Origin of the sequence: Bifidobacterium asteroides (genome assembly GCF_003202695.1) — a bacterium.
In the GTDB taxonomy this organism is placed as follows: Bacteria; Actinomycetota; Actinomycetes; order Actinomycetales; family Bifidobacteriaceae; genus Bombiscardovia; species Bombiscardovia asteroides_G.
The window spans coordinates 346,196-372,110 of record NZ_QGLL01000001.1; the positions used below are offsets into that span (position 1 = coordinate 346,196).

At 61.0% G+C, this 25,915-nt stretch carries 22 protein-coding genes and 1 pseudogene; 11 read left to right on the forward strand and 12 right to left on the reverse strand.

Annotation, left to right across the window (positions count from 1 at the left end; genetic code table 11):
* Nucleotides 1-64: 64 nt before the first annotated feature.
* Together DKK75_RS01310 and rsmD are read left to right on the forward strand one after the other, a co-directional pair.
* Nucleotides 65-2,539 carry an ATP-dependent DNA helicase RecG gene (locus tag DKK75_RS01310; RefSeq protein ID WP_110451656.1) on the forward strand — a complete coding sequence of 825 codons (2,475 nt, stop codon included), beginning with the start codon at nt 65-67 and terminating at the stop codon, nt 2,537-2,539.
* Nucleotides 2,540-2,549: 10 nt separating this feature from the next.
* Nucleotides 2,550-3,155: pseudogene (gene rsmD / locus DKK75_RS01315) on the forward strand (16S rRNA (guanine(966)-N(2))-methyltransferase RsmD); the annotation flags it as partial.
* Between the two features lie 39 nt (nt 3,156-3,194).
* On the opposite strand, the gene trmD reads toward rsmD, so the two are convergent.
* A complete protein-coding gene (trmD, locus tag DKK75_RS01320) occupies nt 3,195-4,145 on the reverse strand; it encodes a tRNA (guanosine(37)-N1)-methyltransferase TrmD (protein ID WP_110451658.1) in 951 nt (316 codons plus the stop codon).
* A 280-nt stretch (nt 4,146-4,425) separates the two neighbouring features.
* Here trmD and DKK75_RS01325 point away from each other — a divergent pair, with 280 nt between their 5' ends.
* The gene (locus DKK75_RS01325) at nt 4,426-5,829 is read left to right on the forward strand and encodes an MFS transporter (protein WP_110451659.1); all 1,404 of its coding nucleotides are present in this window, start codon (nt 4,426-4,428) and stop codon (nt 5,827-5,829) included.
* 28 nt (nt 5,830-5,857) lie between these two features.
* Here the strand turns inward: DKK75_RS01325 and DKK75_RS01330 are convergent, their stop codons facing one another.
* Entirely contained in the window at nt 5,858-6,874 is a 1,017-nt protein-coding gene (locus DKK75_RS01330; RefSeq protein WP_258333103.1) for a YdcF family protein, read from the reverse strand.
* Nucleotides 6,875-7,231: 357 nt separating this feature from the next.
* Between DKK75_RS01330 and DKK75_RS01335 the strand changes: the two genes are divergently transcribed.
* From DKK75_RS01335 to DKK75_RS01345, 3 genes are read left to right on the forward strand one after another with little or no spacing between them, the layout of a single operon-like run.
* Nucleotides 7,232-8,050 carry a (Fe-S)-binding protein gene (locus tag DKK75_RS01335; protein WP_110451660.1) on the forward strand — a complete coding sequence of 273 codons (819 nt, stop codon included), beginning with the start codon at nt 7,232-7,234 and terminating at the stop codon, nt 8,048-8,050.
* Nucleotides 8,047-9,552, forward strand: a complete 1,506-nt coding sequence (locus DKK75_RS01340) for a LutB/LldF family L-lactate oxidation iron-sulfur protein (RefSeq protein WP_110451661.1) — start codon at nt 8,047-8,049, stop codon at nt 9,550-9,552. The genes DKK75_RS01335 and DKK75_RS01340 overlap by 4 nt, the downstream gene beginning before the upstream one ends.
* The gene (locus tag DKK75_RS01345; protein WP_110451662.1) at nt 9,549-10,253 is read left to right on the forward strand and encodes a LutC/YkgG family protein; all 705 of its coding nucleotides are present in this window, start codon (nt 9,549-9,551) and stop codon (nt 10,251-10,253) included. Before DKK75_RS01340 ends, DKK75_RS01345 begins: the two co-directional genes overlap by 4 nt.
* A gap of 119 nt (nt 10,254-10,372) precedes the next feature.
* Here DKK75_RS01345 and rimM read toward each other — a convergent pair whose 3' ends face one another.
* The 5 genes from rimM to ffh form a co-directional block, all read right to left on the reverse strand.
* A complete protein-coding gene (gene rimM, locus DKK75_RS01350) occupies nt 10,373-10,978 on the reverse strand; it encodes a ribosome maturation factor RimM (RefSeq protein WP_110451663.1) in 606 nt (201 codons plus the stop codon).
* Nucleotides 10,975-11,208 carry an RNA-binding protein gene (locus DKK75_RS01355; protein ID WP_015021362.1) on the reverse strand — a complete coding sequence of 78 codons (234 nt, stop codon included), beginning with the start codon at nt 11,206-11,208 and terminating at the stop codon, nt 10,975-10,977. The genes rimM and DKK75_RS01355 overlap by 4 nt, the downstream gene beginning before the upstream one ends.
* 35 nt (nt 11,209-11,243) lie before the next feature.
* On the reverse strand, nt 11,244-11,702 hold the full coding sequence (gene rpsP, locus DKK75_RS01360; RefSeq protein ID WP_110451664.1) for a 30S ribosomal protein S16: 459 nt from the start codon (nt 11,700-11,702) through the stop codon (nt 11,244-11,246).
* A gap of 171 nt (nt 11,703-11,873) precedes the next feature.
* On the reverse strand, nt 11,874-12,836 hold the full coding sequence (locus tag DKK75_RS01365) for an endonuclease/exonuclease/phosphatase family protein (protein ID WP_110451665.1): 963 nt from the start codon (nt 12,834-12,836) through the stop codon (nt 11,874-11,876).
* A gap of 30 nt (nt 12,837-12,866) precedes the next feature.
* Complete coding sequence (gene ffh / locus DKK75_RS01370; RefSeq protein WP_110451666.1) at nt 12,867-14,483, reverse strand: signal recognition particle protein; 1,617 nt, start codon at nt 14,481-14,483, stop codon at nt 12,867-12,869.
* A gap of 320 nt (nt 14,484-14,803) precedes the next feature.
* Between ffh and DKK75_RS01375 the strand changes: the two genes are divergently transcribed.
* The 4 genes from DKK75_RS01375 (at nt 14,804) to DKK75_RS01390 (ending at nt 19,207) form a co-directional block, all read left to right on the forward strand.
* Nucleotides 14,804-16,114 (forward strand): ABC transporter substrate-binding protein, encoded by a 1,311-nt coding sequence (locus DKK75_RS01375; RefSeq protein WP_110451667.1) that lies wholly within the window; start codon nt 14,804-14,806, stop codon nt 16,112-16,114.
* Nucleotides 16,115-16,145: 31 nt separating this feature from the next.
* On the forward strand, nt 16,146-17,081 hold the full coding sequence (locus DKK75_RS01380; protein WP_110451668.1) for a carbohydrate ABC transporter permease: 936 nt from the start codon (nt 16,146-16,148) through the stop codon (nt 17,079-17,081).
* 20 nt (nt 17,082-17,101) lie between these two features.
* Nucleotides 17,102-17,983 (forward strand): carbohydrate ABC transporter permease, encoded by an 882-nt coding sequence (locus tag DKK75_RS01385; RefSeq protein ID WP_110451669.1) that lies wholly within the window; start codon nt 17,102-17,104, stop codon nt 17,981-17,983.
* A 99-nt stretch (nt 17,984-18,082) separates the two neighbouring features.
* Nucleotides 18,083-19,207, forward strand: coding sequence for a glycoside hydrolase family 172 protein (locus DKK75_RS01390; protein ID WP_110451785.1), 1,125 nt, complete (start codon nt 18,083-18,085; stop codon nt 19,205-19,207).
* A gap of 5 nt (nt 19,208-19,212) precedes the next feature.
* Here DKK75_RS01390 and DKK75_RS01395 read toward each other — a convergent pair whose 3' ends face one another.
* On the reverse strand, nt 19,213-20,241 hold the full coding sequence (locus DKK75_RS01395; RefSeq protein WP_110451670.1) for a LacI family DNA-binding transcriptional regulator: 1,029 nt from the start codon (nt 20,239-20,241) through the stop codon (nt 19,213-19,215).
* A gap of 4 nt (nt 20,242-20,245) precedes the next feature.
* Nucleotides 20,246-21,823, reverse strand: a complete 1,578-nt coding sequence (gene cysS / locus DKK75_RS01400; RefSeq protein WP_110451671.1) for a cysteine--tRNA ligase — start codon at nt 21,821-21,823, stop codon at nt 20,246-20,248.
* Between the two features lie 90 nt (nt 21,824-21,913).
* On the opposite strand from cysS, the gene DKK75_RS01405 reads away from it, so the two are divergent.
* Nucleotides 21,914-22,639 carry a type 1 glutamine amidotransferase gene (locus DKK75_RS01405; protein ID WP_110451672.1) on the forward strand — a complete coding sequence of 242 codons (726 nt, stop codon included), beginning with the start codon at nt 21,914-21,916 and terminating at the stop codon, nt 22,637-22,639.
* Nucleotides 22,640-22,641: 2 nt separating this feature from the next.
* On the opposite strand, the gene DKK75_RS01410 is transcribed toward DKK75_RS01405, so the two are convergent.
* The 3 genes from DKK75_RS01410 to ilvN are packed head-to-tail and all read right to left on the reverse strand — an operon-like array spanning nt 22,642 to nt 25,907.
* A complete protein-coding gene (locus DKK75_RS01410) occupies nt 22,642-24,606 on the reverse strand; it encodes an ATP-binding cassette domain-containing protein (RefSeq protein WP_110451673.1) in 1,965 nt (654 codons plus the stop codon).
* Nucleotides 24,607-24,662: 56 nt separating this feature from the next.
* Entirely contained in the window at nt 24,663-25,322 is a 660-nt protein-coding gene (locus DKK75_RS01415; protein WP_110451674.1) for a sugar O-acetyltransferase, read from the reverse strand.
* 30 nt (nt 25,323-25,352) lie between these two features.
* Nucleotides 25,353-25,907, reverse strand: coding sequence for an acetolactate synthase small subunit (gene ilvN / locus DKK75_RS01420; RefSeq protein WP_110451675.1), 555 nt, complete (start codon nt 25,905-25,907; stop codon nt 25,353-25,355).
* Nucleotides 25,908-25,915 lie beyond the last annotated feature (8 nt).

Consider the following 25,915-nt stretch of genomic DNA (forward strand, 5'->3'; position numbering starts at 1 on the left):
TAAGCTCCGGGGGTTCTTGTCATCCTGAGGGATCTTGGTAGGCGCTTGCGGGAGGTGATCAGGTATGTCGGCAGTGGCTCGTGTTGGTCTGCACAGCACCGTGGCCTCGCTGGTGGCCAACAGGCGTCGGGTGAGCGCTCTCAAGGCTCTGGGCGTGGTCACGGTGGGGGATGCGCTGACCTATTATCCTTTCCGCATCACCGATCCCATGCAGGTCACCACTATTGCCGGTATTCGGCTTGGCGCGCCCTGTGCCTTCGCCGCTCGGGTCGATCAGGTGCATTTGGTGCCGCTGAGCGGCCGCCGGGGCTTTCGGCTGGATGTGATGGTGGGCGACGCAGCCTTCGTCGGTAGTCGGGGCGGCACTCCGCTTACGGTCAGGCTGGTCTTCTTCTCTCATAGGAAGCCCTATATGGACTGGATGGTCCGTAGGCTTCAGGTAGGGGCGGATCTGGTCGTGGCCGGTGAGCCCGGTGTCTATATGGATCAGCTCCAGTTCACCCATCCAGAGACCCTGGTTGTTGCTGATGCCGATCAGGAGGTTTCTGACCCTTCGCGGTCCGAGTCTGCCAGCCTTGACGAGGCTTTGGAACGCGTCAGTCGGCCGCGACCGGTCTATCATGCCAGCTCCCGCATCTCCTCGGACCATATTCACGATGTCATTCTGGGTTTTCTGCGTATGCTGGCGCATGCCGGTGGCTCAACTGGATCCATTCCTGTGGCCGGTGCCGCCGAAGAGGGGCAGACCAGTGCCGAGGTTCGCATCGATCCAGAAGCCTTGGGCCGGGCTATACCTGATGTGTTGCCCGAGCAGATCCGTGTCGATCAGGGGCTGATGCATCGTGCTCGTGCCCTTTTGGGCATGCATGCGCCCGATAGCTCTGACGACTTTGCCGCCGCACGCAAGACCCTGCGCTACGAGGAGGCCTTCGTCTCGCAGACAGCCCTTCTGCAGACCCGCCGTCAGACTCAGCAGCAGCCCACTTATCCATGCGCGGATTCGGGAGCTGACCGTGCAGAGACTCTGCCTGCTCGTTTCATCGACTCCCTGCCATTCCAGCTGACCGATGGGCAGCGTCAGGTCATCAATGATATCGGCGTCGACATGGCCCAGGATCAGCCAATGCAGCGGCTTCTTCAGGGCGAGGTCGGCTCCGGCAAGACCGTGGTGGCCCTGGCGGCCATGCTCCAAGCGGTCCAGGCCGGCCATCAGGCTGTCTTGGTGGCTCCGACCCAGGTGCTGGCTGAGCAGCACTACGCCTCCATCGGCGCCATGCTCAAGGCCATGGGCACTGATGTGACCGCCACTGCTGTAGAAGGCCGCCATAAGCCTGTGGACAACGTCACCATGATTCGTATGACGGATCAGCTGGTGCTGCCTCTGGTGCTGCTGACCGGAGGCATGAGACTTGCCCAGCGCCGCTCCGCCTTGGCTGTCTCGGCCTCGGGTCGTCCCTGCATAGTCATCGCCACCCATGCGGCCTTCTCCAGGACCTTCCAGGCTCCTAATCTGGCCCTGACCGTCATAGACGAGCAGCATCGTTTCGGGGTTGAGCAGCGCGAGGAGCTGCGCCGCAAATCCGACCGGGTGCCTCATCTGCTGATCATGACTGCCACACCCATCCCGCGCACGGCCGCCATGACCTGGTTCGGCGATCTGGACATCTCCGCCCTGACCGAGCTGCCCAGCAACCGCAAACCAGTGCGCACCCACGTCATCGCCGAGTCTGACGGAGCGACCATGGGTGCTATGTTCCTGCACCTGCGTCGACGGATCGAGGCCGGGGAACGAGCCTATGTCATCTGCGCCCGAATCGACGAGGAGGATGACCCTTCGGCTGTCTCGGACCGCCCTGCACAATCCGCCGGATCCGATTCCCAGCCCCAGTTGTTGGCTGATGGTGACCAGGGGGGTGGCCAGCGTCCGCCCCTGCACTCGGTGGCCGAAATGAGCCAGCGTTTGGCCGCCCTGCCGCAGTTTCAGGGCATTGCCATGGCTACGCTGACCGGGCGGGATGACGATGCTGCCAAGAATGCCGTCATGGAGGACTTCGCCTCAGGACGCACGCCCCTGCTGGTGGCTACTACTGTGGTGGAGGTGGGGGTGGATGTGCCCCAAGCCTCCTGCATTGTCATCTTCGATGCCGATCGATTCGGACTCTCCCAGCTGCATCAGCTGCGCGGCAGGGTGGGACGCGGCGGCACTGACTCTTGGGCCTTCCTGATCTCGCGCGCTCCTGCGGATTCTCCGGCTGCCGAGCGGCTTGAGGTCATTCGCGATACCACTGACGGAGCCAAAATCGCCGAGGAGGACATTCGAATCAGGGGAGCTGGCGACGTGCTAGGTGATGCTCAGTCCGGCGGTCACTCCTCTCTGAAGCTTTTGCGGGTGGTGACCGATGCGCCTATGATCGCCTGTGCCCGTGCCCAGGCAGGCCAACTCCTGGAGTCAGACCCCGCTCTGGCCGGGCAGCCGCAGCTGGCTGGCGCCGTTCTGGACTTCATGAGGGGCAACGAGGGTTTCCTGGTCTCCAGCTGAAAGGACAACGGACCATATGCACATCATCGCCGGCCGATTCAAGGGATTCCCCCTTCCCGCTGCCCTCAAGGGCACTCGGCCCACTACCGATCGCACCAAGGAGGCCATTTTCTCCCACTTGGAGTCCGAAGACCGGCTGTCTGGTGCTCAGGTCCTAGACCTGTTTGCTGGCACCGGGGCCTTGGGATTCGAGGCTCTTTCCCGCGGTGCCCAGAACCTGGTGGCTGTGGAGTCTTCTGGTCGTGTCGCCGGACTGCTGTCACGCTCAGCCGCTGGGTTGCGTCATCATCCGGCATGGGATTCAGACATGGATATTCGCGTCAGCAGGAGTCGTGCTGAGCGCTTTGCTCGTCCTCTCTCTTCCGGTCATGAGGATGCCGGTCTGTCCGAGGCTTGCTTCGACCTGGTTTTCATGGACCCGCCTTATGATCTGTCGACAGAAGAATGCCAAAGCATTATGACTGACCTGACTGCCCGAGAAATGGTGGACGATGGAGGCATGATCATTCTGGAGCGATCGACACGCACCCAGCCGCCCACGGCTCCTGAAGGATGGGCCATTGATCATGCTCGCACCTACGGGGAAACGGCAGTCTACTATATAACGGCCCGCTGATAGCCCCGCAATGTGATGGTTGATTCATTTAACAGCGGATCAGTTTGATGGCTGATCCTGAGATCTCGGATGAGTTTGCCGTGTATCCCAGCCCAAGTCCTCCAGGATGCGGCGGTCATGCTTATCGAGGGTGGAGCAGTCCAAACGAGCGATCAGGTCTGGACGGATCCGACTGGTTCGCCTGATGGCCTCGTCGCGCCGGAACCTGTCCACTCTTCCATGGTCGCCGCTGGTCAGTATCTCGGGCACGGAAATGCCTCTCCAGATCGTGGGTCGCGTGTACTGGCGATATTCCAGCAGTGGTTCGTCCCCGGTGTAGGACTCCTGCACGATGGATTCAGGATTGCCCATGAAGCCGGGCAGAAGTCGGGTGATCGCCTCCAGCATGACCGAGACAGCCACCTCGCCTCCATTGAGCACGTAGTCGCCAATGGAGTACTCTCTGACGTCAATTCCCCTGCTTCGGTAGTAGTCGGGGATGCGAGCGTCGTAGCCCTCGTAGCGGCCGCAGCCGAATATCAGCCTCTTCGTCCGTGACAGCCTGGTTGCATCGGCCTGGGTGAACAGAGGAGCGGATGGGTTGGGGAAGATCAGAACTGGTCCGACGGGATCAGCCTGATGGCTGTCAATAGATGAATCTGCCTTGGATGCTGTGCCACAGCTTCTGCCGCTGGGACTCTTCGCTGCTTCTTGTTGTCCTTTACCATCGGCGGTATCGGCTGTCTGGTCTATAGGCGGATGTTGTACAGCTGATTCGTCTGGCAATCCCAACAGATCGTCCAGGCATTGTCCCCAGATTTCGGGTTTCATCACCATGCCTGCTCCGCCTCCTACCGGCGTATCGTCCACGGAGTGGTGCACGTCATGGGTCCAGTCGCGCAGGTTGTGGGCGTGGATGGTCACCAAGCCCTTTTCCTGGGCCTTGCCCAGGAGGCTGAGTCCGGTCACGTCAAAATACTCAGGGAAGACAGAGACGATATCGATTTGCATGTCATCAACTCTACCCAAGCCTGGTTCGGGCCGGGCTCGGACGCGGATTGGTATGCCTATGGGTGTTACACTAGCTGAGTCTTCAAGTCGCAGATGAAAAACGGCACGTTATGGCACTCGGCCATCGAACCGGTATCGGCTTGAGAGATGTCATCAACGCAGCCAGAGAGCTATAACCGTTGCGCAAACAGCAATGAGAGCGGCATCGGATGATGCCATGCCGTACGGATCCGTGGTGATGGCTATGTGAACAGTCTGATGCGTTAGGAGCGGACGGTCCATGGTCGACCATGTTGATAAAAGAACAAAACTGCTGATTACCGGCACTGCCGGGCTCGCCTTCTGCGGGGTGCTTTTGGAGACCTCGCTCAACGTCACTTTTCCGGAGATGACCCAGTACTTCAAAACCGGGCTGGGCACAGTCCAATGGCTGACCACCGGCTATCTGCTGGTGGTGGCACTGACGGTCCTGGCCGCTGCCTGGCTGGAGCATTCATTCACGACCCGCGCATTGATTCTGGTCAGCGTCGGGATATTTCTGGGCAGCGACCTGATGTGCATCCTCGCCCCATGCTTTCCTGTCCTTATGGCGGGACGCCTCCTGCAGGGCATCAGCACTGGCATCGCTCTTCCCTTGGTGTTCTCTCTGATCATGAAAAAGGTTCCTCTTCACATCCAGGGTCGTTACGTGGGCAGCGCTGGCATGGCGGTGGCTCTGGCGCCCTCCCTGGGCCCGACCTTTGGCGGAGCTGTTATCCAGGCCTTGTCCTGGCGAGCCATCTTCCTGATCGTGCTGCCCATTGAGCTGGTCTTCGGGGTCATAGCGCTCATCTCAGTTGATAAGGAGAGCGCCCACGTCGGCCCATTCGCCTGGATTCAGTTTCTTCTTCTGGGTGTTTTTCTTACAGGACTGACCCTGGGGCTGAGCACCCTGGATGTTCATGGTCCTATTACCTGGCTGTCCCTGTTCATCAGTGTCCTGGCCCTAGCTGCGGGGATTTGGGCTCTTACCCGCCAGCACGCCAGGCTGATCAACATCGCCGTCTTCCGGAACCGTATCTTTACCCTTGCCCTGATCCTCTACTTCCTGGTCCAGTTCGTTCAGATCGGCCTGACGTTCATCCTGCCCAACATGGCCCAGTCCGTCCTGGGAGAGACCTCTACCGTCGCTGGCCTGCTTCTGCTGCCGGGGAGCCTGCTCTCCGCGCTCTGCCAGCCTGTCACGGGCGGCTATCTGGATGGCCACGGCCTGCGTGGACTGCTCGCAGCGGGAAGCATCGCCTTCTTCCTTTCAGCCTTGGGCTTCCTGGTCCTCAGCCGGCATTTGTCCGTCGCGCTGATGGTCCTTCTCTACGCCTGCTACATGGTCGGTCAGGCTTGCGTCTTCAACAACCTGCTTACGGTCGGACTGCAGCATATCCCAGCCGAACTTGTGCCTGACGGCAACGCGCTCTTCAACACCCTTCAGCAGTATTCAGGCGCTGCCTCGACCGGCGTCCTGGCTGCCATCATCACTGGCATGCCCAAGGCCAGAGGGATCCATGCCGGAGCTCAGGCCTTCCAGTTCGGAGCCGTCTGGGCCTTCGTCTTCGTTTTTCTCATCGTCCTAGGCATCCTCCTGGTGGCATGGTTCATGGAGCGCAGCCTGGCCCGTCAGGATAGAGATGGGGTTCAGGTTGCATGACTTCTGATTCGCTCTAGGAAGTCTGGTGTTAGTGCAGGAGCGAAATGCCGATCCAGACGGCCCAGCCTATCGCAAGGACCAGGTAGGGCCACCAGTGCATGCGGGTGATGGCCACGAACTCCCGGATGAAGGCGGTCGGCCAGTAGTAGCCCTTGGTGTGCGAACCGATTCCGTCGGCATTCAGTCCCACCTTGCTGGCGTATTCGCTGGCTCGGAAGACATGGTAGTCGCTGGTGACCAGGGCCACCCGGTAATGCTCGGGTCCGGTTCCCGTCTCGTATCGGGCATCCAGTATCTGCTTGGAGAAGCGCAGGTTCTCCAGAGTTGTGGTCGACCTGTCCTCCATGATGATGGCCTCGGCTGGCACTCCGCAGGAGTTGCGCAAATACTGAGCCATGGCCCTTGCCTCGCTGGTGACCTCGTCGGGGCCTTGCCCGCCGGAGACTACGAAGCGTCCCAGCCGCCCCTGCCGATTCCAGAGATTTACAGCCTTATCCAGTCGTCCCTGGAGCAGCGGCGTAGGCTCTTCGCCGCGCAGACCGGCCCCGTGGATGATGATGTAGTCGTAGCGGCGCTTGCGGGGCAGCAGTCTGTAGAAGTTGGAATAGAGCAGCAGGGCCAGGAAGGAGAAGAAGAACCAGGTGGCTTCCAGGTCGACCAGCCCGGCCAGCTTCTGCAGCCAAGAGGGGGCGCCAAGTCCATCCAGTATTGGCGAAAGAATCATGTAGGCAACCACGACCAGCGCCAGCAGTCCGGGCAGCAGAGTGGTCAGGGAGGCCCCCTCGTGTCGGATGACGATGACCGTATTGGCCAGGAGGAAACAGATCACCAGCAGGGGAGCGGCGATGAGCAGGATGACCAGGGGAAGGATCAGCCAGCGCATCCCGAACTGCAGAAGAAGCGCTCCGCCGAGGGTCAGCAGCAGCAGCAGAAACCAGATGGCATTGCGGAACTGCCGAGGCTCCTTGTGCAGGTCCCAGAAGAAGAGCAGACCGAAGATGATGGCGGGTGCATAGAGCAGAAGAAGCTGCAGGTGGTTGGACATGCGCCGATTGCCCCTTTCACGAGAATGACCGCACAAGGTCTGCCTCCACTGTAGCGAATCGGCCAGCAACCTCCCATCCTTGACATGCCGCGGGCTCTATGACCGCCGTGGTAACATACATGTGGTAGATTTCATATGTTCCAAAGCTGAGGATAGGCGATTCCCGGCGGTGCGAATTCCAGGTCGATACCGTGTAATGACGGGTCCTTTCAGGATTGCGCATCGGCGTCTGCGTGGGAGTGGACAGTCGCCAGACAACGATGCGTTTGAGGGATCAGGGGTTCAAGCACTCTTCAGCTCCTCCGCGATCCGGAGATGGTTCGTACCTGGCGTACAAGGTTGTAGAGAGGCGTGGCAATGAAAGTAGTGATATTCTCCACCTGCGTGGTGGACCTCATGTTTCCGAACGTGGGGAAGGCCATGGTGGAGGTGCTGGAGCGGTTCGGCTGTGACACCTATCTTCCCAAAAAGCAGATCTGCTGTGCCCAGCCCACTTTCAACAGCGGGTATGTCAAGGAGAGCATGCAGGTCATGCGCAACGAGGTCGATGCCCTGCTGAGCGTGGATGCCGACTACATCGTGGGTCCGGCGGGCTCCTGCGTGAATATGCTCAAGGAGTTGCCCTTCCACCTCAAGAGCGACCCCGCTTATGCGGCCAAGGCTCAGACCATGGCTGACAAGACCTATGAGTTCTCGCAATTCCTTTACCGGGTGCTGGGCGTGCTGGATGCGGGCGCCGAACTGGACGCTGTGGCCACCTACCATCGCTCCTGCCACATGACTCGGCTGCTGGGGGAGCGGACCAGCCCCTTCGTTCTGCTGGACCATGTCAAGGGCCTGACCATGGTCCCCCTGCCTCATATCGAAAACTGCTGCGGGTTCGGCGGCATGTTCTCCATGAAGGAGCCTGAGATCTCCAAGCAGATGGTGGATGAGAAGGTGAACGACGTGCTCAGCACCAATGCCAGCGTTCTCATCTCCTGCGATCCGGGCTGTCTGATGAACATCGGCGGCCGCTTCAACCGGCGCGGCGAGAAGATCACCATCATGCACCTGGCTGAAGTGCTCAATCACAAGGTGGATATGAGTCGCGTCAAGTATGTGGACGGCCGCTCTGCAGGCGATGATGCCGTGGGCTCCGTCAGGGCTGCCAAGGAAGAGGGGGCTCTGGTATGAGCAGCATGGTCAACGGCAAGAAGGCTGCGCAGTATCTGCGGACCAGCAAGGCTCCTTTCCTGACCAGGGTCAAAGAGTCCGAGCAGGACAAATTCGCCCAACAGGCCGTGGCCAAGGCCCAGGATGCCCAGTGGGTCAAGCGGGAGGCCGCCCGCCAGGAACTGGGCAACTGGGAACAGTGGCGCGACCTGGGCGAGCAGATCCGACAGCATGTCATCCGTTACCTGCCTGACTACCTGGAGGAGTTCGCCGACAACGTGGAGAAGCGCGGCGGCCATGTTTTCTTCGCTCAGACCGACGATGAAGCCGCTCAGTACATCAAGCAGATCGCCATCGAAAAGAAGGCCAAGCACGTCGTCAAGAGCAAGTCCATGGTGACCAGCGAGATCAACCTGGATCCCACGTTGATGACTGTGCCCGGCCTGGAGGTGCTGGAGACCGACCTGGCCGAGTTCATCCTGGAGGAGGACGACTGGGATCAGCCCACGCATCTGGTCTTCCCTGCCCTGCACAAGAACCGCGAGCAGGTGCGTCGGATTTTCGAGAAGAAGCTGGGCTACAAGGGCGACAACGACCCTCAGCACATGGCGCGGTTCTCGCGCAAGGTTCTGCGCAAGCACTTCCTCGAGGCTGACATGGGTATCACCGGCTGCAACTTCGCCGTAGCCGACACGGGCATGATCAACCTGGTGACCAACGAGGGCAACGCCGATCTGGCCATGTGCATCCCCAAGACACAGGTGGTGGTCATGGGCATGGAGCGTCTGGTGCCGACCATGAAGGAGGCCGAGACCATGGACAACATGCTGGCCCGGTCAGCTGTCGGCCAGAAGCTGACCTCCTACCTGACCTACACTGCGCCGCGCACCGGCCAGGAGTCGGACGGACCGGACGATGTCTATGTGGTCATTCTGGACAATGGGCGCTCAAACGCTCTGGGAACGGTCTTCGAGCCCATACTCCAGTGCATTCGCTGCGCTTCCTGCCTGAACGTCTGCCCCATTTACCGGCACATCGGCGGTCATGGCTATGGATCCATCTATCCGGGACCTGTGGGCTCGGTGCTTTCGCCGGTGCTGGATGGAGGCTACGACGACTTCGGAGACCTGCCATACGCCTGCAGCCTGTGCGCAGCATGTACGGCCACTTGTCCAGTCAAGATCCCTCTGCATCAGCTCATGATCGAGCACAGGAGGATCATGATGGATGACCAGTCCGAGGCCAATCTGATCGACGATACGGTCATGAGAGTCATGGGCCTGGGAACCGGCCACTCCTCGCTCTTCCGCACGGCTCTTGGTCTGGATCACACCATGCTGACGCCCATATCCAAGAAGCAGCCGGAGACGGCCAAGAACCTTTTTGCCAGTGATCGGCATGTGGAATGGATGCCCTTCGTCTTCGGCGGTTGGACCAAGGTTCGTGATCTGCCTGATCCGCCTAAGCACGGGCAGAACTTCCGCAGTTGGTTCGCTCATCATAAGAAGGAGCAGCAGGCATGACCGATCGTGAGGTATTCCTGGACTATCTGGCCAAGAAGAGCGGCAGACCCCGTCATCAGCTCAAGGATCATCCTCTGGTGCCGGTCAACGACCTGCCGGAGACTACCCTGTCAGGCCACACGCAGGATGAGCTGCTGGAGATCGCTCGGAAGAGCAGCGAGGCCGTCCATGTGGACTTCCGTACTTGCACCAAGGCTGGCCTGCCCACCGCTTTGGATGAGTTCATCGATTCGCGAAAGGATGACAGCGACCATGTGATGCTGCCCACCTCCGACCTCTTTGCAGATTTCGGTCTGGAGGAGTGGAGAGATGGACTGAACCCGCCGGCCACTTTCTGGAAGCCGGGAGCCAGCCGCGAGGAGAACATCAAGACAGCCGACCAGTCCGGGACGGCCATCGCATTTGCGGACTTCCTGTTGGCTGAGTCGGGCACCATCGCTGTAGCCACAACTCCAGGTCAGGGTCGAGCCTTTCACTTCCTGCCGGTGCACTATCTGAGCATCATCCGCAAGTCCAAGATTCTGCCCCGAACCCGGCAGGCCATGGACTACTACGATCCAGCCTTGGTCTCGGGCGAGCTCAAGACCTCCAACATCAACTTCATCACCGGCCCCTCCAACACGGGCGACATCGAGATGGTGATCGTGGTGGGTGTGCATGGCCCTCTGGATATGACATATCTGGTGGTTGAAGACATGTAGCTTTGCTGCATCCCCTGCTTAGGCAGGCGCATTTCCCGTAAGTGGGGAGTCAGCGGATCAAAAAAGGACGCTGGCTCCCCACTTACGGTTTTGCTTCATGGCTTTGCTGAAAGGCGCGTTCAGCCCAGGCCGGGCAAAAGTCCTCCGGGTGGATCAATGGCCACGTACCCGTTTTCAATGTCAACCTGAGGCACCAGGGCTTCGACGAAGGGTATCAGTCCCTCCACACCATCGTCGCTTTCTTCGGTGGTCATGCGGATCTGCAGCTGCTGCTGGGCTGCACCGTCCAGTACGTCGTTGACTTGACCGACCACTCGTCCGGCAGACTCACCCAGTGAGTTGCCCGGAGCCATGCGGACCTCGAGCCCGATCAGGTCTTCGGGGTACCAGGCATCCTCCTGCGCCAGCTCCTCGGCTGGATCAGCCTGGACATACAGTTCAACGCCGTTCAGTGCTTCGGCGGCGTTTCTGTCAGTTACTCCTTGGAAGAGGACGATCCAACGCTGTTTGAAGCGACGGGAGGAGACCACTGTGAAAACCTGTCCGTCATTGGTCTGCAACTGAGATCCGGATGCGAAGCGTCGCTCGGGCTCGTCAGTGTAGGCATATACGTTGACCTCGCCCTTGAGTCCCTGAGCGCGGCCGATACGGCAGACCCTCAGCAGTCTTCGCTGCTGAGGGTCTTGACCCTGCGGATCGTGATTGGTGGACCGGCTGGGGCTCACCGGCGTACGTCCATGATGTCGACGCGAACCTTGTGGTCGGCCAGGGCTTGGATTACGGTGCGGATGGCGTTGGCGGTCCTGCCGCCCCTGCCGATCACACGGCCAATATCCTCGGGATTGACCCGTACCCGCAACAGCTCTCCGCGAGAGTTTTCGTGGGACTTGACCGACACGTCATCGGGGAAGTCCACGATGTTCCTGATCAGGTGCTCAACGGCCTGTGCAAGCATGATAGCCGGTCCTTCCAATCTTCAGTAAATGTGCCTTACTCAGCTGCCTGCTCGGCCTGGGCGGCATCTGCAGACTCATCGGCCTTGGGGGCTTCCTTCTCCGCCTCGGCCTTAGCCTTGGCCTCAGCCTCGGACTTAGCGGCCTTGAGCTTCTGGGCTTCGTTCTGTGCCTGCTCGATGCGGGCTTGGGCATCCGCCTCGGCCTGTGGCACCTTAAGAGTGCCTTCCTTGCCGGGCAGATCCTTGAACTTCTGCCAGTCGCCGGTAATCTTCAGAAGGTTGAAGACGGGGTCGCTGGGCTGAGCGCCTACACCCAGCCAGTACTGGGCGCGCTCGGAGTCGATCTTGATTGAAGAGGGCTGGGTGTTGGGATCGTAGGTGCCGATCTCCTCAATAACCTTGCCATCGCGCTTCTTGCGGGAATCAACCACGACCACGCGGTAGAAGGGGTAGAACTTCTTGCCCATTCTCTTCAGACGAATTCTGGTTGCCAAAACGGCTCTCCTTGGTACTTGGTGTGCCCGGCGGCGTCTCCATGTGGGGCATGGCGGCGCTCCTGGCGTGTTCCTCACGGCCGTCGGAATGAGAGGGCTCCTCCGGACATGAATAACAGCAAAAGTATACCTCACCTAGGCGATAAGCCAGTTGATGAGCCTGTTTTGTATTCAGAGCCGACCAGGCAGGACCAGTTGGGCTATCAGTGCCCGGTGGTCGCTGCCGCTGATCCGAAGAGCATGCATGGATTGTGCGGTCAGGTCATCGTCCATCAGGATATGGTCGATTTCGATCAATGGTGGCAGCAATCGTCCCGAGGGAAAGGTTGGATGGCTGCCAGCCTTCAGGGACAGGGAGGCATCGCGCAGTCCCGACTGCGCCAGCATGGCCCGGAAGGTCGGGTGTTGCAGGGTGGCGTTGCAGTCGCCCATGACGATGGTGGGGGTGGGCGGCTGGGCCAGTTTGGCCAAGGCGGCGATGCCCATGCCCCACTGTCTGGCGCCGCGTTGAGGTGATTTGGGGTGAACGCTGGCCACTCGGACCGGTCCGCAGCTGGTCTTCAGCTCGACCAGAGGCACGGCCGCCGCTGGCAGGTCCAGGGCTGAGGGATAAGCAATCGCGGGCCGGGCCGCCGAGAGGATGACATTGCGTCCGCCGTTGTCATCGGGGCCGGCAGTTCCCTGCGTCAGGTAGGGCAGGAGCTGATGTATGCCTGCGGTCTGAAGCGATTCCAGCAGATTTCCCTTCACTTCCTGCAGGGCCAGCACTTCCACTTCATAGGAGCGCACGCAACGTACGATCTCTTCAGGATCGGCTCGGCCAAAGCGGCAGTTCAGAGTCATGACGCTCAGCCCATGGTCGGAGGACGACTGGCTGGTCCGGTCTGCTTGAGGCAGCCGGTAGCGCAGGCGGTGGCAGCTGACCAGAGTAAGCTCTACAAACGCCAGCAGGCATTGAAGCCAGGCATGCATAAGAACCGTCAATATCAATATGGCCAACAGGGGAACAGCCAGTAGATCGATCAGAGCGATCAGCTCAACCAGTGGGCGATGCCAATCAGCCCCAGCCGGCAGGAAGCGCAGGGCCATCCACAAGGCGATGAGCCCCAAGAGAATCCAGAGAAAGGTGTTCACGTGCCACTGTCTCCTGCAGGAGATAGGGGTTTAGCGGCCGCCGAAGAGACCGCCCAATCCGCCGCCCAAATTAGGGGGCAGGTCCGGCAGGCCCTCAGGCATCTGCGGAGTCTCGGGGCGCTTGGCGAAGGCCGAGCCTCCGGAGGATTTGACCTTGCCTGACAGGCGCTCGCGCAGAGCCTTCTCTTCGGCCTCCCGCTTCATGGGATTGCCTGAACGGGAACCCTTGCGGCCCTTCTTGCCTTTTTTGCCCTTCTTGCCGCCGCCAGCACCCATGCCTCCCATGCCTGGGATCGAGCGGCTGCCATTGGTCATTCGCTTCATCATCTTGGCAGCTTGCTCGAACCGCTGCAGCAGACCGTTGACGGCTGAGACCGTAGTTCCAGCGCCATAGGCGATCCGGGCCCGCCGTGAGCCATCGATGATGCTGGGGTCGCGTCGTTCCTGAGGAGTCATGGACTGGATGATGGCCTGGGTCCGGTCCACCTCCTTTTCGTCGAACTGCTCAAGCTCCTTACGATGCTGGGCCATGCCTGGAATCATGCCCAGGATGCTCTTGAAGGAGCCCAGTTTGCGGACCTGCTGGAGCTGCTCCAGAAAGTCGTCCAGGCCGAAGCTGCCCTCGGACATCTTCCCGGCGGCCTTGCGGGCCTCCTCCTCGTCGAACTGGCGTTGGGCCTGCTCGATCAGCGTCAGGATGTCGCCCATATCCAGAATGCGGGAGGCCATGCGGTCGGGGTGGAAGACCTCGAAGGCCTTGAGGCCCTCTCCGTTGGAATCGAAGAGGATGGGCTTGCCGGTCACCGAGGCTACCGACAGGGCCGCGCCGCCGCGAGCATCGCCGTCCAGCTTGGACAGGACCACGCCGGTGAAGTCCACACCCTGGTCGAAGGCCTTGGCTGTAGCGACCGCATCCTGGCCGATCATGGCATCGATGACGAAGAGAATCTCATCGGGGTGGACGGCATCGCGAATATTGCGGGCCTGCTCCATCAGCTCCTGGTCCACGCCCAGCCGACCGGCTGTATCAATAATGACCACATCGTAGAGTTTGTCCTTGGCCACTCTGATCGAGTCGGCGGCCACCTTGACCGGATCGCCCGTGACCTGTCCTGGGGCCGCCGGCTCGGAGCCGCTGGTCTGTACGCCAGGTTCGGGGGCGTATACCGGTACTTCTGCGCGTTCGCCGACCACCTGGAGCTGGGTGACAGCGTTGGGCCTTTGCAGATCCGCCGCCACCAGCAGGGGGGTGTGGCCGGCATCCTTGAGCCAGTAGCCGAGCTTGCCTGCCAGCGTGGTCTTGCCGGCGCCCTGCAGGCCGGCCAGCATGATGACTGTAGGCGGGGTCTTGGCGAAATTGAGCGGCCGATCCACTCCCGCGCCCAGGATGTCGGTCAGTTCTTCGTAGACGATGGAGACCACCTGCTGGGCCGGGTTCAGAGCCTTGGAGACCTCCTCGCCCAGAGCGCGTTCTCTGATGCGTCCGGTGAAGGAGCGCACCACATCCAGGGAGACATCAGCATCCAGGAGGGCGCGCCGGATCTCGCGGATTGTGCCGTCGATGTCGGCCTCGGTCAGCTTCCCCTTGGAGCGCAGATGGGTGAAGGCCTGGGAGAGCCGATCGGTCAAAGATGAAAATGCTGCCATAATGTCCCAAGTCTACCTGTCAGCCGGGAGAATGGCCGCTGGCCGCTTCTGGAATGAAATGATGGCTGAGCATGGATGCGTTCATTGCGACGAGGACAGCGCAAAGGATCGGAGAGGCTTTATCAAGCGGATTCCGGTGTACGTTGCGTCTTCTTGACATCAGCCTCTGCGAGCTTCTATACTGAGTCGAAACGATTCGACATCTCGGATGCATCGATGGAGATGGTCAGAGGCCTGCAATACATCCGAAGTCGAAACATTTCGACATGCTGAATCGCGGTAACTGGATGCAAGGATGCAAGAAAGTGTTAGGAGCCATCATGAAGATCAGAAGAGGGATCGGAGCGGCCTTAGCCCTGGCCATGTCGATCCTGCCGCTGGCGGCCTGCGGATCGGGGGGCGATGCCCCCCAGGAAGCACATCCGTCCAGCATCAAAATCTGGTACTACGAGGAGCCCAGCAGCGGTCAGGCCAGAGGCTGGCTGAAGGCTGCCGATATCTTTACCCGACAGACCGGCATCAAGGTGGACTTCGAGGTCAAGTCCTTTACCCAGATAGCCCAGAATGGCAGCCAGTTCCTCAACTCGGACGATGCCCCGGACGTCATGGAGTCCAATCGCGGCAATGGCTCGGCCGGGGTTCTGTCCACGCTGCAGCTGCTGACCGACCTGAAGCCCTATGTGCAGAAGTATGGCTGGGACAAGAAGGTGCGCGGCCAAGCGGCGGCAGTGGGCAAGTACGACAAGCGGGGCGTCATGGACGGGGATACCTGGTACGGGGTTTCCTCCTATGCGGAGATGCAGCGCGTCTACTACAACAAGGACCTGTTCGCCAAGTACAGGATTCCCATCCCGCGTACCTTTGACCAGTTTGTAGCGGCGCTCAAGGCCTTCAAGAGCCACGGGGTAACGCCCATAGCGGCCGATGCCCAGGAATACGGGGTGCTTTGGCTCTGGTGGCAGCTGGCCATGACCAAGGCCGATGCCCGCTTCGTTGACGACTGGCAGCTCTACAAGCATCCGGTCAACTGGCGCAGCGAGCCGCTGACGTTCGCCACCAATACCATCCGTGACTGGATCGACAAGGGATACATCTCCAGGAACGCCACCGGCATGAAGGCCGAGGACACGACAACGGCATTCATCAAGGGGACCTATCCCATCTACCAGACCGGCACCTGGAACCAGACCCGCTTCATGGAGCAGGTGAAGACCTTCGACTGGACGGCATCCATCTTCCCGGGGGCCAAGATGGTCGAGGGCTGCGCGGGCAACCTGCTGGTCATCCCGCAGAAGTCCCGGCGCAAGGATGCCGCAGCCCGCTATATCAACGTGGTCCTGTCCAAGGAGGTTCAGAACTACATCGGCAACAAGGGCGGCGTGCCAGTGGCGGCCGATACGGAGGCCATCACCAGCCCCAAGAGCCGTGATCTGGTCAACGAATACACCAAAGCCTCGGACGCCAGCCGGATGAGCTACTACCCCGACTACCCTGCGCCCAACCTGACCGACGCCATGCCGGCCGCCTTCCAGGAGCTGGTCAACGGCACCAAGAGCCCCGACCAGGTTCTGGACACCCTGCATAAGAACTACGACGACGGCGTCGCCCAGCTCGATCTGGATGACAACTGAGCTGCGTCAATCCGCCAAGGAGAGTACAAGCATGTCTGACACACATAGCAGGAAGAAGGCGCAGTCCCGCATCCCGGGCAGTGCGCCCTCACGGTTCGTCCCATATCTGATTCCCGGCCTGATAGGCATCGTGGCCATCGTCATCGTGCCTATTTTCTGGAACATCTATTTGAGCTTCACCCGTTGGAGGGGGGTGGGGCCGACCAGATGGGTGGGTCTGCGCAACTGGCGACGACTCATGGGCGACTCGACCTTCTGGGTCTCCTTCGGACACACCCTCTGGATCATCGTGGCCATCGTCATTATTCCCACGGTTCTGGGTCTGCTGATCTCCTCGGCCCTGACTGACGTGATCCAGAAGAAGTTCGGCCCCCACACCTCTTCGACCCTGCGGGCCCTCTATTACCTGCCCCAGGTTCTGCCTGTGGCCGTGGCCACCATCATCATGGGCTGGATCTTCCGGCCTGAGGATGGAGCCGTCAACGACCTGCTGACCAAGATCGGCCTGGGAGGACTGGCTCACAACTGGCTGGGTTCGACTACTACGGCCCTGCCCATCCTTATGGTCATCCTGATCTGGATCCAGCTGGGCTATCCCATCGTCATCTTCATGTCCGGACTGCAGCGGGTGGATCCCGAGCTCTACGAGGCGGCCAGCCTGGATGGGGCCAACTGGTGGCAGAAGTTCCGCGTCATCACCCTGCCCTCCATCATTCCCGAGCTGCTGGTGGTCATCCTCACCTCCACCATCGGCGCCCTGAAGACCTTCGCCCCGGTCTACCTGCTGACCAAGGGCGGGCCCGGCACCTCCACCATGGTTCCCTCCTACTACTCCTACAACCAGTTCTTCCAGGTGCAGCAGGTGGGCTACGGCGCCGCCATCTCGACATCCCTGACCGTGGTCATCGTCATCTTCTCCATCGTCTTCACCATCGTGCAGAAGCGCGTGCAAAAGAGCATCGCCTGAGGAAGGCAAGGAAGCGCATCATGAATAACCAAGCTACACTGCAAGCCGACGCCCGGGTGTCCTCCCGGCACGCCCGTAGAATCCGCACCTGGGGGGACTGGGCCGGTCTGATCCTGCTGATCGCAGGAGCCCTGATCATGCTCTTCCCACTGCTGATTCTGGTTCTGAACGCCTTCAAGACCACGGCTGACTACAACGCCACGGGCCCCCTGTCCGTGCCCGCCCACTTCAGCATGGACGGCATCATCGCCTTCTGGAACAAGAGCAATTTCCCGCTCAAGCTGGGCAACTCCCTGCTGATTTCCCTGGTGGTGGCCGTGGTCGGGGTCCTGCTTTCGGTCCTCAACTCCTTCGCCCTGGGCATCGGCAGAGTCAAGGGCAACACAGTCATCCTCCTGTTCATCATGCTGGCCAACATGGTCCCCCAGGAGGCCCTGCTCTACCCGCTCTACGTCATGTTCAAATGGATGGGCTTCTATAACTCCCAGTGGTCCATCATCATCATCTTCACCATCATTCAGAGCGCCTACGGCACCTATCTGCTCTCCTCCGTCTACGGGACCTTCCCCCAGGCCATCCTGGAGGCGGCCAGCGTCGACGGAGCCTCGCGCTGGCAGATTCTGCGCAAGATCGTGCTGCCGGTGTCCTGGTCGACCATCAGCGTCCTCTTCGTCTTCTTCTTCATCTGGACCTGGAACGAGTACATGATCCCCATGGCCTTCCTGATGAGCGAGAAGACGCAGACCATCCCGCTGGCCCTGGCGACCATGCAGGGGCAGCACACCATGGCTGCCACCGACCTGGCCTCCGCCTCCCTGCTCAGCATCATTCCCACCATCATCTTCTTCATCTTCTTCCAGAGGAAGCTCTCGCAGGGGATAGTGGCTGGCGCTGTCAAGTAATCGCCGCTGCACAAGTACACTGAACATGGCCGCCCGCTGCAAGAAGGCAGAGGAGGGGAGCGGGCGGCCCGAACATGAAAGGCAACCACAACCATGGGCATGACCATGCCGAACATCACCAACGGTCTTGAGGCGCTGACCCGTCCATCCGGGGACCGCACCCGATGCATCAACGCCGAGAATCCTCGGGGAGGCAAGGGCGAAGCGGCCATGACGGCCAGCAATCTGGGCCCCTCAAGAAAGGGGGCTCCCTGCCTGAAGAACATTCCTCCTGGCCAAGACATGGTTCTGGCCGACCTGTCCGGCGCTGGCGAGATTCGTCATATCTGGATGACCGTTACTGATGTCACCTCGCCCACCGGGCCCAACGTCCTGCGCAATCTGATTCTGGAATGTTACTGGGATGGTGAACAGACGCCGTCCGTCTGCGTGCCCCTGGGTGACTTCTTCTGCTGTGGTCATGCCCAGGCCTGCCGGGTCGAGTCCGTGCCTGTGGCCGTCTACCCGCGTCGGGGATTCAACTGCTACTGGCCCATGCCTTTCCATGACGGGGCCCGGATTGTTCTGCGCAACCGGCACAACGAGCCCATCGAGGCCTTCTTCTACCAGATCGACTATGTGGAGAAGGACGAGCTGCCTGAGGAGGTCATGACCTTCCATGCCCAGTGGCGCCGTCAGCGGGTCACCGAACTTGGCCAGGACTACGTCATCCTGGATGGGGTGCATGGCCGAGGCTCCTACGTGGGCACCTATCTGGCTCTGACCGCTCTGGAGAGCCGCTGGTGGGGCGAGGGCGAGGTCAAGGTCTACCTGGACGGAGACAAGGACTACCCCACTTGGTGCTCCACAGGCAGCGAGGACTACTTCGGCGGCGCCTGGAGCTTTGCCGGGCAGGGCGCGGATGGCCGCATGCACGAGGTCACCTACAGCGGGGCCTACATGGGATTTCCCTTCCACTCCAGACAGCTGGACAACCGCGAATCCCAGTACTGGGATGCCGACACCCCGGTGACCAGGGGGTTCTACCGCTGGCACATCCCCGACCCCATTATTTTCGCCAGCGATATCAAGGTGACCTTGCAGCAGATAGGCGTGGACGAACAGGGCTACTTCGAACGTCAGGATGACCTGGCCAGCGTGGCCTATTGGTACCAGCAGGAGCCCCACCAGCCCTTTCCGCAAAAGGTGCTGGAGACGGGAGAGCGGGATCGCCGACCCCGTTGATTGGCTCAGGCGGCCTTCTGCTTCCGTCGGCTGAGGGAGGCTCGATCAATCAGTGTGGGGCGCTCCAGCAGGACTTGTCCAGCCAGGGATGCCCCCTCCTCCACAGCCTGGGTCAGCAGATCCGCAGCCTTGGCGCACAACGAGCGGGGGGTAAGGGGCATCTCAGAGATGCCCTGAAGCTCAAGAGTGGGGCTGGTCTTGCCTGCGGCGCAGGACAGAACAGCCACGTCATCGGGAATGCTCATGCCGTCTGAGCGCATGCGGACCACCACGGTGTCCAGCAGGGTGGGGCGGATCTGGCCGATCAGGCCATCAATGCGGCCGTGATGGATGATGTCCAGCACTTGCTGGGTGTAGGCCAGATCGCTGCCGGTGGGGCCCGGTTCAAGCCGCAGATCTACGCCCAGACGGCGAGCCCAGGTCTTGAGACTGCGTAGCAGGATAAGGCGGAAGCCAGAGCCGCGCCGGTATTCGCCCTTCGGATCCTCCAGAAAGAGCAGGCGTTTGCGTCCCGCTCTGGCCATGGCTTCCACCGCCATGCGACCCATCAGGTCGAAGTCCAGATCCACACAGGCGCATGCTGTGTGCTGCCGAGGCAACCCCAGTGCCACGCAGGGGCGTCCATATGAGGCGGCCTGTGTGGCGCGGATGTCATCGTCCACCAGATCCATCAGAACCACGCCGTCGGCCAGATTGCTGCGAGTGACCCGTCGGATGTCTTCGACGCCATTCTCGGCAGTCAGCAGCAGGGAGTCATAGCCACGGGCATGCTCGCAGCTGGCCATCTCGATGAAGTAGTCTGCGTAGGAGGCTAGGTTCTGCCCGGGACGCAAGGGGGCGCTCAGGGCGACGATCTGGTTGCGCTTGGCTCGCAGCATCCTGGCGCCGGCATCCGGGGCGTAATCCAGTTCGTCGGCGGCCTGCATGATCCGCTGGTAGGTTCCCGGAGAGATGGGACGCTTGCCGGAGAAAGCATAAGAGACTGTGCTGACCGAGACACCGGCCTTCCTGGCAACGTCGCGTATGTCGGACATGGGTTCAGCGGCTCAGATCCCAGGTGCTGCCAGCTGGTGCATCCGCCACGGCCACACCGGCCGCTGCCAGCTGGTCCCGAATGGCATCGGCACGGGCAAAGTCGTGATCTTTTCGCGCTTGATCGCGTTCCTGCAACTGCTGGTGTACCAAGGCGTCCAAGGTGTTCATGGCTCGATTGTCACGGTCGGCTGCAGCTCCTGCCCAGTGGGGATCAAGGGGATCAAGTCCGAAGACATCCAGCATGGCTCTGACCCGGAGCAGGGCAGTGGCCAGCCACTTCCGATCCAGAGCATCCGGGTCCGCATCCATGGCCGCGTTGGCTTGACGAATCAGCGCGTACAGGGCAGCCAGACCGACTGAGACGTTGATGTCGTCATTCATGGCCTGCACAAAATCCTCTGGCAGATCGTCCGCACCCAGTCCCGTTACCTGAGCACGCTCGGGCTGTGCTCCAAGGATTCGTCCGGCCCGGTCCACGAAGTTGCCGATGCGCTCGTAGGCGCCCTCGGCCTCCTGAAGGGACTGATCGGACCATTCCAGCATGGACCGGTACTGCACCGAGACCAGAGCGTAGCGCACCACCCAGGCCGGATGCTGCGACAGCACCTGGTCCACGGACAGCCCGTTGCCCAGGGATTTGCTCATCTTCTCGCCCTTCTGGGTCACCCAGGCTGTGTGCATCCATCGATGGGCGAATCCCCAGCCAGCTGCGTGCGACTGGGCCATCTCGTTCTCGTGATGGGGGAATCGAAGGTCAAGACCGCCTCCGTGGATGTCGAACTCCGCGCCCAAATAACGGTGGCTCATGGCCGAGCATTCCAGATGCCAGCCCGGCCTGCCCGTGCCGAAGGGGGTTTGCCAGCGGGCTGTGGCCGGATCGGTAGGCTTCGGTGCTTTCCACAGCGCGAAATCGCGGGGGTCGCGCTTGCCGGGCTCCTCATCGGCGTAGGTATTCTGCCCATCGGTGTCGATGCTGGGTCCCAGCCGGTCGTTGGCGGCGGCCTGTTCGTCAGCGGGCTGGGTGCCGGTCTGCTGGTGGGTCAGGGCACCATATTCAGGCCAGGAGGCCACGTCGAAGTAGACGTTGCCTGATGGACGACCCTGCTCGTCGGGTACCGCATAGGCGTGGCCGCGGTCGATGATGCGCTGTATCAGGTCGATCATCTCAGGGATGTGCCCGGTGGCTCGAGGCTCGTAAGTGGGTGGCAGGACCCCCATGGTCTCGTAGGCATGAGTGAATTCGCGCTCATAGATGTAGGCCCGCTCCCACCAGCGCTGGCCGTTTGCTGCCGCCTTGGTCAGGATCTTGTCGTCGATGTCGGTCACGTTCCGGATCAGGGTCACTTGGTATCCCAGCCTGAGCAGCCAGCGTCGGATCACGTCGAAGGCCAGGGTGGTCCTGATGTGGCCAATATGGGGCGAGCTCTGCACTGTGGCCCCGCACACGTAGATGCCGACCTTGCCCGGTTCGATGGGGCTGAAGGGGGTCACCCGGTGATCAGCCGTATCATACAGACGCAGACCTGCCGCGGCCAGACTGACTGAAGCCTTGGAATCCTGCGGTTGCGAACTCGTATCCATATCCTTGAGCCTACCAAGGCTTGCTGACTGTCCAAGAGAAAATACCGAGCCTGCGGACCGACCCGACGGCATATGTGCAAGAATGGAGCCATGGCGAAACCTAGGGTGCTGGTAGTTCAGCATGTGGATTGGGAGAAGCCGGGCCGTATTCTTGACAACCTCCAGGAGTGCGGACTGGACACCGAAATCATCAATATCGTGGATGAGAAGAATCCCAAGCTGCCTCGCTCACGAGAGCTTGCAGGACTGGTCATCATGGGCGGTCCTATGTCGGCTGACGACTACTCACATCACCCCGGACTCAAGGCGGAGACCAAGCTTGCCAAGGCGGCGATGGCTGCCAACAAACCCATTCTGGGGATCTGCCTGGGCCATCAGATTCTGGCGCGGGCACTGGGAGGCACCCTGATGCGGAACCAGGAACCCGAATACGGCATGGGACCCATCCGCTGGGTGGGGCAGGACGACGATGTGGCCATGTGGAGCAAGAACACTGATGTGCTGCACTGGCATGCCGACCAAGTGACCCTGCCGCCGGAGGCTAAGCTCCTGGCACGCTCCCGCGCCACCAAGGTCCAGGCTTTTAGACTTGGGTCGGCATTGGGCCTCCAGTTCCACCTGGAGGTGACAGCGCCCATCTTTGAGGAATGGATGCAGGTGCCGAGCATGATCGGCACGATGAAGAAGTCCAGGATCGCTCGGATGCGCGACGAATTCATGGAGGGGATGCCTCAGATGCAGCCTCTGGCCGACGCAATCTTCTCGGCCTTTGCGGCCCGATGCTCGACCCAGGCCGCCCAGCTGGCTGCCGCCTGAGATTATTCCAGCTCCTCCCCGATGGTCAGCCACTTCTCCTCAAGCTGGTCCGACTGCCCGGTCAGATCCTTGAGCTTGCTGTTGAGCTCGTTAAGACCCTGGTAGTCGCCCGGGTCGTGCTCGGCCATCTGCCGTTCGAGATCCTTGCGCTGATCGGCCAGCTTAGCCAGCTTGCGTTCGATGGCAGAGGCCTGCTTGCTCAGATTTCGTTTGGCAACACGTTCAGCCTTGGCCTGATTGGAATCCCCGGCCTCTTTGGCTGATGCACGGCCCGGCGCATCCGCATCCTCCCGATCAGCCGATTCGACCATATCCAGGTAGTCTTGGACGCCGCCCGGCAGATGAACCACCTTGCCGTTGACCAGCGCGAACTGCTGGTCGGTCACCCGCTCCAGCAGGTATCGATCATGGGAGACCACGATCAAGGTGCCTGGCCATGAGTCCAGCATGTCCTCCATGACGGCCAGCATGTCGGTATCCAGATCGTTGCCTGGCTCGTCCATGATCAGTACGTTGGGCTCGTCCAGCAGGATGAGCAGGAGCTGCATGCGGCGCTTTTGTCCGCCAGACAGGTCGCTGATCCTGGTCATCAGCTGGGAGCTTTCGAAGCCCAGACGCTCCATCAGCTGACCCGGTGACACCTCTTTGCCTTCCACCAGATAGGTGGGCTTGTAGCGGCTGAGGACCTCCTTGATCCGATAGCGGCCGAGTTTCTCCAGCTCATCCAGACGCTGGGTCAGCACCGCGAAGCGGACGGTCTTGCCCACCTTGACGTATCCTGCCGTGGGAGCCACGCTGCCGTCGATCAGACCCAGCAGGGTGGACTTGCCCGCTCCGTTGGCGCCTACGATGCCGAATCGGTCGCCAGGGCCGATCAGCCAGGTCACGTCGTCCAGGACCTTGTGTCCGCTGATGGTGAGGGTGTCGGCTGCCGCAGTGCCTGGGCGGTCCTGGCTGTCCCCATCTTCCCTGCCAGGATCGGCGGCCACGGTCACCGAGCCCATCAGAGGGCGCTCGGCATGAGGGGAGGGGACCCGGTCGTCCTTGCTGCCACTGGCGTCAGAGTCGGACCTTGGGTAGATCTTGGTCACGTCGACCAGGTCCACCACCTGCTTGCCCAGGCGTGATGTGGCCATCCGCTTGAGTTCCAGGCTGTTGCGCATGGGCGGCACGTCGGCGATCAGCTCCTGCGCGGCCTTGACATGGAATTTCTGCTTGGTCGAGCGGGCACGTGCTCCTCGGGTCAGCCAAGCCAGTTCCTTGCGGGCCAGGTTGCGGCGCTTGGTCTCAGCCAGATCCGCTTGGCGCTCGCGCTCCACACGTTGGAGCATGTAAGCGCTGTAGCCGCCCTCGAAGGGGTCGATGGTTCCATCATGCACCTCCCACATGGAGGTGCAGACCTCGTCCAGGAACCAGCGGTCGTGGGTGACCAGCAGGAGGGCTCCGGAATTCTTGGCCCAGCGGTTCTTCAGATGCTCGGCCAGCCAGTGGATGGTGAGCAGGTCGAGATGATTGGTCGGCTCATCCAGGGCCAGGATGTCCCAATCCTGAAGCAGCAGCCGTGCCAGGTCCACTCTGCGGCGCTGACCGCCTGACAGGGTGCCCACCTTGGCCTCCAGCTCCATGCCGCCCAGAAGGGACTCGACGATTTCGCGGGATCTGGGGTCGGCAGCCCATTCGTAGTCTTGACGATTCTCCAAGGCTGCCTTGCGGACCGTGTCCTCGTCATGCAAAGGATCACGCTGGTCCAGCATGCCGAAGGTGAGTCCATTGCGCATGGTCACCCGGCCCTGATCGGGTTCCTGGGTGCCTTTCAGCAGGTGCAGCAGGGTGGACTTGCCGTCGCCGTTTCGACCCACGATGCCGATCCGATCACCCTCGAAGATGCCCTGCGTCACATCCGTAAAGATGGTTTTGGTGGCGAAGGATAGAGCGACGTGTTCCAGACCGAGATCATAGATGGGCATGATTCCTCAATTTACCGCCAGCCTTGGATGGAATGAGCTGCGGGCTTTTCAGATGCTTATTGGTCTTGGCCGGTCTCCTGGTCCCGCTGACGAATTCTGTCCAGATAACCGGTTCTGTCCGCACCGGTGATAGGCCGCAGGATAGTGCAAGGGTTGCCGACCGCGACTACCTGATCCGGTATGTCATGGGTCACGACAGACCCTGCTCCGATGACGGCTCCAAGGCCAATCCGCACTCCTCCCAGGACGACTACGTGTCCGCCCAGCCAGGCACCCTGGCATATCTCGATGGGTCGGGCCTGGCAGGCTCCAGCCTTTCGCTCCTCATAGTCCAGAGCATGGTTGGTGCAGAAGAGTCCTGCGCTGGGGCCTATCCACACGTTCCTGCCTATGGTGATCGGAGCGTTGTCCAACATGACAGCACCGTAGTTGATGAGCGTCTGGCTGCCGATCCGTATGTTGCAGCCCACCTCGCATCTGAAGTCCGGATTGATGACGACGTCCTGCCCCATCTGACCGAGCAGGTCTTCCAGGATCCGTCGGCGTTCCTGCTTCTGCCCAGGGCCCGTACTGTTATATGCCAGAAAGAGGTTTTCAGCCCGTTCCCTTTGGCGATCGATGTCGGGATGGGTGTCCTGATAGACCTGGCCGGATACCATCCGCTCCCATTCGACCCTGCCTGTTCGGCTCATTCCCGCCGTCACATCGTCAGTCATGCGTACCGCTTTCCATGATTTAAAAATTCGTCAGCGGCCAGTGATCTGGGAGCCTAGCACCTTCTCGCTCAGGGCCCGGGGACCCCGCGTGACAGCCACGGCGCCCGAACGGACTAGTTCGATGATTCCAAAGGGATGCAGCAGTCTCAGAAGGGCTTCCAGCTTGCCCTCGGCCCCGGTGGCCTCGATCGTCAGGGACTCGGGGTGTACGTCGACTACGCGCACGCGGAAGAGCTTGACGATCTCCAGTACATCGGACCGGTTGTGTTCATTGGCCTTGACCTTGATCATGACCAGCTCGCGTTCCACGGCCTCGTCGCCCTTGAGCTCGACGATCTTGAGCACATGCAGAAGCTTGTTGAGCTGCTTGATGATCTGCTCCAGGGGCACGGCCTCCACGTCTGCCGTGACCGTGATTCTGGAGATGTCGTCCCGTTCGGTGGATGAGACGGATAGAGAGTTGATGTTGAAGGCGCGTCGAGCGAACAGACCGGCCACCCTGGCCAGAACGCCGGGGCGGTTCTCAACCAGAACGGAAAGGGTGTGCCTTTCGGAGCCGGGCTTGGATGCTGGATAATTGGCCATGTGCTGCC